The 5535-nt window shown below is 71.3% G+C and carries 5 protein-coding genes and 1 pseudogene; 3 read left to right on the forward strand and 3 right to left on the reverse strand.

All coding sequences use genetic code 11. From position 1 onward, the window contains the following. Positions 1-193: pseudogene (locus G6018_RS12825) on the forward strand (acetyl-CoA C-acyltransferase); the annotation flags it as partial. A gap of 246 nt (positions 194-439) precedes the next feature. Further along, entirely contained in the window at positions 440-1795 is a 1356-nt protein-coding gene (locus G6018_RS12830; RefSeq protein WP_182639801.1) for a PhoH family protein, read from the forward strand. Positions 1796-1897: 102 nt separating this feature from the next. On the opposite strand, the gene G6018_RS12835 is transcribed toward G6018_RS12830, so the two are convergent. After that, positions 1898-3301, reverse strand: coding sequence for a class II fumarate hydratase (locus G6018_RS12835; RefSeq protein WP_182639802.1), 1404 nt, complete (start codon positions 3299-3301; stop codon positions 1898-1900). Positions 3302-3366: 65 nt separating this feature from the next. After that, positions 3367-4377, reverse strand: coding sequence for a class II fructose-bisphosphatase (glpX, locus tag G6018_RS12840; RefSeq protein WP_179525654.1), 1011 nt, complete (start codon positions 4375-4377; stop codon positions 3367-3369). 147 nt (positions 4378-4524) lie between these two features. On the opposite strand from glpX, the gene G6018_RS12845 reads away from it, so the two are divergent. After that, complete coding sequence (locus G6018_RS12845; protein ID WP_179525653.1) at positions 4525-5088, forward strand: DUF4245 domain-containing protein; 564 nt, start codon at positions 4525-4527, stop codon at positions 5086-5088. Positions 5089-5179: 91 nt separating this feature from the next. Here the strand turns inward: G6018_RS12845 and G6018_RS12850 are convergent, their stop codons facing one another. Further along, entirely contained in the window at positions 5180-5410 is a 231-nt protein-coding gene (locus tag G6018_RS12850) for an exodeoxyribonuclease VII small subunit (protein WP_179525652.1), read from the reverse strand. Between the last annotated feature and the right edge of the window lie 125 nt (positions 5411-5535).

The following is a 5535-nucleotide window of genomic DNA, read 5'->3' on the forward strand; positions in this document are numbered from 1 at the left end:
GGCGGCCGACCGCGAGCGGCTCAACGTGCACGGCTCGGGGATCTCGCTCGGCCACCCCGTCGGGGCCACGGGGACCCGCATCCTCACCACGATGGCCCGCGAGCTCGCCCGCCGGCAGGGCCGGCTCGCTCTGGAGACGATGTGCCTGGGCGGCGGACAGGGCCTGGCCGCCGCGTTCGAGAGGGTGCCGTGACCCGGTGTGCGTCACGGACCCCGGCGAGACCGACAAATTCACGATGAGTTAACTCACACTCGTGTGATTCGGGCGTAGCGTGGGTCACAACGGTCGGTGGGGAAGCCGACCGTCGGGAGGTCCCAGCCGATGATCGATCCACTCGATCGGGAGGGGGCCGGCACCCGGCCCCGTCACCACCAGGTGACCTGGGCCGACCGGTCCACCCCCAGCTCGCCCGCGGGTGCCGCGGGCCAGGAGTCCGCCGTGACCGACACCGTACGCACCTACGTCCTCGACACCTCGGTTCTGCTCTCTGACCCGTGGGCCGTCACCCGCTTCGCCGAGCACCGCGTGGTGCTGCCCATCGCGGTGATCGGGGAGCTGGAGGGCAAGCGACACCACCCCGAGCTGGGCTACTTCGCCCGCGAGGCGCTCCGACTCCTCGAGGATCTGCGCCTCCGCCACGGGCGGCTCGACGGCGACCTGCCCATCACCGACCAGGGGGGAACCCTGCGGGTCGAGCTCAACCACACCGACCAGGCGATCCTGCCCGCCGGGTTCCGGAACACGGGGGAGGACTCCCGGATCCTCGCGTGCGCGCTCAACCTCCGCGCCGAGGGCCTCGACACCGTCCTGGTCTCCAAGGACGTGCCGCTGCGGGTCAAGGCGGGCTCCGTGGGACTGCCCGCCGACGAGTACCACGCCCAGGACGTGGTGCTGACCGGCTACAGCGGGGTCGCGAACCTGCCCGCCACCCAGGACCTCGTGGACACCCTGTTCTCCGATGGCGGGGCCTCGCCCCTCGCGGCCCGGGCGGCCGGCCTGGACGTGGAGACGCCGGTGCACTGCGGGATCCGGGTCCAGACCGAGTCGTCCTCGGCGCTGGCCCGCGTCACCGACGGCGGCGGCCTCAAGCTCGTCCGCGGCGACATCGAGGTGTTCGGACTGCGCGGTCGCTCCGCCGAGCAGCGCATCGCCATCGACTGCCTGCTGGACGAGTCGATCGGGATCGTCTCCCTCGGAGGCCGGGCGGGGACGGGCAAGTCCGCGCTCGCCCTGTGCGCGGGGCTCGAGTCGGTACTGGAGCGTCGCCGCCACCGCAAGATCGTGGTGTTCCGGCCCCTCTACGCCGTGGGCGGACAGGAGCTCGGGTACCTGCCTGGGAGCGAGACGGAGAAGATGTCGCCGTGGTCCCAGGCGGTGTTCGACACCCTCGAGGGCCTGGTCAGCGAGAACGTGATCGACGAGGTGATGGACCGGGAGATCCTGGAGGTGCTGCCGCTGACCCACATCCGCGGCCGGAGCCTGCACGACTCGTTCGTGATCGTCGACGAGGCGCAGTCACTCGAGCGCAACGTCCTGCTCACGGTGCTCTCCAGGCTGGGGACGGGATCGCGCGTGGTGCTCACCCACGACGTGGCCCAGCGGGACAACCTGCGGGTCGGCCGTCACGACGGGATCCAGGCCGTGGTGGAGAAGCTCAAGGGGCATCCGTTGTTCGCACACGTCACCCTCAACCGCCCGGAGCGCTCGGCGATCGCCGAACTGGTCACCACGATGCTCGAGGAGTTCCACCCGGACGCCGAGCCGGGGGAGCTGCGCCGGATCACCGCGGCATGACCAACGGGTGAGCAGACACCGCGCTGCGTGCCCGGACCGGGCACGCAGCGCGGTGTTCCTCACCGGGTCTCGGCGGCCCCGTGCGGCAGGCCGCGTCCGGGGTCAGCGCTCGCGGTCGAGGCCCGTCATCCCCAACACGTCGAGGCGGCGGTCCAGCTCGTCCTCGCTCAGCGGGTCGGGGACGAAGCCCAGGGCGATGACGGCCTCGCGGATCGTCAACCCCTCCGCCAGGGCGTGCTTGGCCACCCGGGCGGCCTCCTCGTAGCCGATCGCCGAGTTGAGCGGGGTGACGATCGAGGGCGAGGACTCGGCGTACCGGCGCATCCGCTCGACGTCGGGCTCGATCCCGTCGATGCAGCGTTCGGCGAACAGGGTCGTGGACGTGGTGAGGATCCGGGCGGACTCCAGGACGTTGCGGGCCATCACCGGGATCGCCGTGTTGAGCTCGAAGGCTCCGGTGGCGCCGGCCCAGGCCACGGCCTCGTCGTTACCCACGACCTGGGCGGCGACCTGGGAGATGGTCTCGCACAGTACGGGGTTGACCTTGCCGGGCATGATCGACGACCCGGGCTGCAGGTCCGGCAGGTGGATCTCGGACAACCCGGTCATGGGACCGGACCCCATCCACCGGACGTCGTTGGCGATCTTGGTGAGTGAGACGGCGATCGTGCGCAGCGCACCGGAGAGCTCCACGAGACCGTCGCGGGCGGACTGCGCCTCGAACGGGTCCTCCGCCAGGCGCAGCTCCTCGAGCCCCGTGAGTGAGCGCAGTTCCTCGACCACCGCGGAGCCGAAACCGTCCGGCGCGTTGAGTCCGGTGCCGGCCGCGGTGCCACCGATCGGGAGCTCGCCCACCCGGGGCAGGGTGGCGCACACGCGCTCGGCCCCGGCCCGGATCTGGCGCGCGTACCCCCCGAACTCCTGGCCGAGGGTCACGGGCACCGCGTCCATGAGATGGGTGCGGCCGGACTTGACCACCTCCCGCCACTCGACGGACTTGCGCTCGAACGACCCGGCCAGCACACCCAGCGCGGGGACGAGCTCGGTCAGCGCCAACTCCGTCGCGGCGACATGCGTGGCGGTGGGGAAGGTGTCGTTGGAGGACTGCGACATGTTGACGTCGTCGTTCGGGTGGACCGTGACGCCCTCGGCCGCGCACATCGAGGCGATGACCTCGTTGGCGTTCATGTTCGAGCTGGTTCCGGAGCCGGTCTGGAACACGTCGACGGGAAAGTGGTCGTCGACCTCACCCTCCGCGATCCGTCCGGCCGCGGACACGATGGCGTCGACCTTGGTCTTCTCGAGGAGACCGAGACGGCCGTTGACGGTCGCGCAGGCGGACTTGAGTAGGCCGAGGGCGCGGATCTGTGCGCGCTCGAGACCGCTGCCCGAGACCGGGAAGTTCTCCACCGCCCGCTGGGTCTGGGCCCGCCAGAGCGCGTCGACGGGTACCCGGACCTCGCCCATGGTGTCGTGCTCGATACGGAATCCACTCTGGTCAGCCATACGGTCAGAGTAGGCGGGCACGCCGCACCGTGCAGGCGCTCTCGGCGCGGCGGGCCCGGGTGGGGTCAGCTGTCGCGCGTCCCCTGGCCGTAGTCGACCGCCGAGAACTCGCGGAGCTTCTCCATGCGGTGGCGGGCCTCGACGTGCCGGACCGTGCCCGACTTCGATCGCATGACCAGCGACCTGGTGACGGCGCCGTTCGAGCGGTAGCTGACGCCACGGACCATGTCGCCGTTGGTGATACCGGTCGCCGCGAAGAAGCAGTTGTCACCCTTGACCAGGTCGTCGGTGCCGAGGAACGCATCCACGTCGAGGCCGGCGTCCACGGCCTTCTGGCGTTCGGCGTCGTCCTGCGGCCAGAGCTGCCCCTGGATCTCCCCGCCCATGCACTTCATGGCGCAGGCGGTGATGATCCCCTCCGGGGTGCCGCCGATGCCCATGAGGATGTCCACCGAGCTGTCGTCCGAGGCGGCGGCGACGCCGCCGGCCACGTCCCCGTCCATGATCAGCCGGACCTTGGCGCCGGCCGCGCGGATCTCCGCGATGAGTTCGGCGTGCCGGGGGCGGTCGAGGACGCAGACCGTCATGTCCCCGACGTCGATGTTCTTGGCCTTGGCCACGGACAGGATGTTCCATTCGGTGGACTTGGACAGGTCGATGTGACCGACCGCGTCCGGCCCCACGGCGATCTTGCGCATGTAGAACACCGCGGAGGGGTCGAACATCGCGCCACGCTCGGCGACCGCGATGACGGCGATCGAGTTGGGCCGGCCCTCGGCCATGAGGCGCGTCCCGTCGATCGGGTCCACGGCCACGTCGACCGCGGGACCGTGCCCGGTGCCGACCTTCTCGCCGTTGAACAGCATCGGCGCCTCGTCCTTCTCGCCCTCGCCGATCACCACGACGCCGTCCATGTCGACGGTGCCGATGAGCTCGCGCATGGCGTCCACGGCCGCGCCGTCACCCCCGAGCTTGTCGCCCCGGCCCACCCACCGGCCGGCCGCGAGCGCGGCGGCCTCGGTGACTCGGACGAGCTCCATGGCGAGGTTACGGTCGGGGCGTAGGGCGTCTGACATGTGGCGTCGGGCTCCTCGGATAGCTGCGCGCGAACAGACGTGGCCACTCGCCGCACGATGGGGTGTCGGCGCTCATTGTTGCACCTCCCGACGCCCGCCGGGGGCCAGGCGCCCGACATGCCCCGGGTGGGTGGGATACTGGACGCCGTGGCCGAGCCGAAACCGAGAATCCTGCAGGGCAACCGCGACATGTTCTGGTCGGTGGTGGTGCTCATGGCGATCGTCGGGATCTTCGCCGGAGTCGCGGGCCAGTGCACCTTCAGCCCGTCCGGACCACAGCAGGGCGCCATCCCCGAGTTCGACGCCGAGGCCTCCCTGCGCCAGGACGCGCGCAGCCTGGGCTTCCCGGTCCGGTCCCCGGACGTCCCGGAGGAGTGGACCTCGAACTCGGGGCGGGTCGAGAGCTTCGCCGACACCACCTCGAGTCACGTCGGCTGGGTGACGGGCGAGCGGAGCTTCGTCGAACTGGTCCAGTCCGACGCCCCCGAGGAGGCGTTCCGGTCACTGAACGGCGGGCCGCGACCGAGCCGGACCATCGTGCCGGTGACCGGGCAGGAGTGGACCGTGTACACCGGCGACGACGTCCGTCCGGTGTGGGTGCTGGACCTGGACGACGTCCGCGTGGCGGTGACCGGGTCGGCCACCACCTCGGACTTCGAGGCGTTGGCCGCGGCCGTCCAGGACGCCGAACCGCTCCCGAGCAGCCGGTAGCCAGCGGTTCGACCGCCACCGGTTCGACCGCCGCCAGATCGACCCTGGCCGGCCGGGCGCGCGGGGGGTGTGGCCTCCTAGGTACGGCCTCCTAGGTACGGCTTCCGGCGTCGTCGTCGTCGCCCAGCACCGCATCGATCCGGTCACGCGCACCGTCGAGGTGCTCCGTGCACCGCGCGGCGAGCTCCTCGCCCCGCTCCCAGAGCGCCAGGGACGCGTCCAGGTCCTGGCCTCCGGCCTCGAGGATGCGGACCACCTCGATCAACTCGTCGCGGGCCTCCTCGTAGCCGAGCTGGGAGACGGGGGTTTGCTCGTCGGACATCAGGACTGCTCCTCGGGTGTGGCGGGCTCGGGCGGTGTGGTGGTGGCCGCGGGCCGTCCCGCGGCGGGGGTGGTGCCGAGGACGGCGGCGGACAGTGCGCCGTCCGATACCCGGATGCGCAGCTG

The sequence above is a fragment of the Dietzia sp. DQ11-44 genome (genome assembly GCF_014145205.1).
GTDB lineage: Bacteria > Actinomycetota > Actinomycetes > Mycobacteriales > Mycobacteriaceae > Dietzia > Dietzia natronolimnaea.

Coding starts and splice junctions, on each gene's coding strand:
- G6018_RS12835 (WP_182639802.1), bottom strand. CDS start 3,301: ATGGCTGACCAGAGTGGATTCCGTATCGAGCACGACACCATGGGCGAG.
- G6018_RS12850 (WP_179525652.1), bottom strand. CDS start 5,410: ATGTCCGACGAGCAAACCCCCGTCTCCCAGCTCGGCTACGAGGAGGCC.
- glpX (WP_179525654.1), bottom strand. CDS start 4,377: ATGTCAGACGCCCTACGCCCCGACCGTAACCTCGCCATGGAGCTCGTC.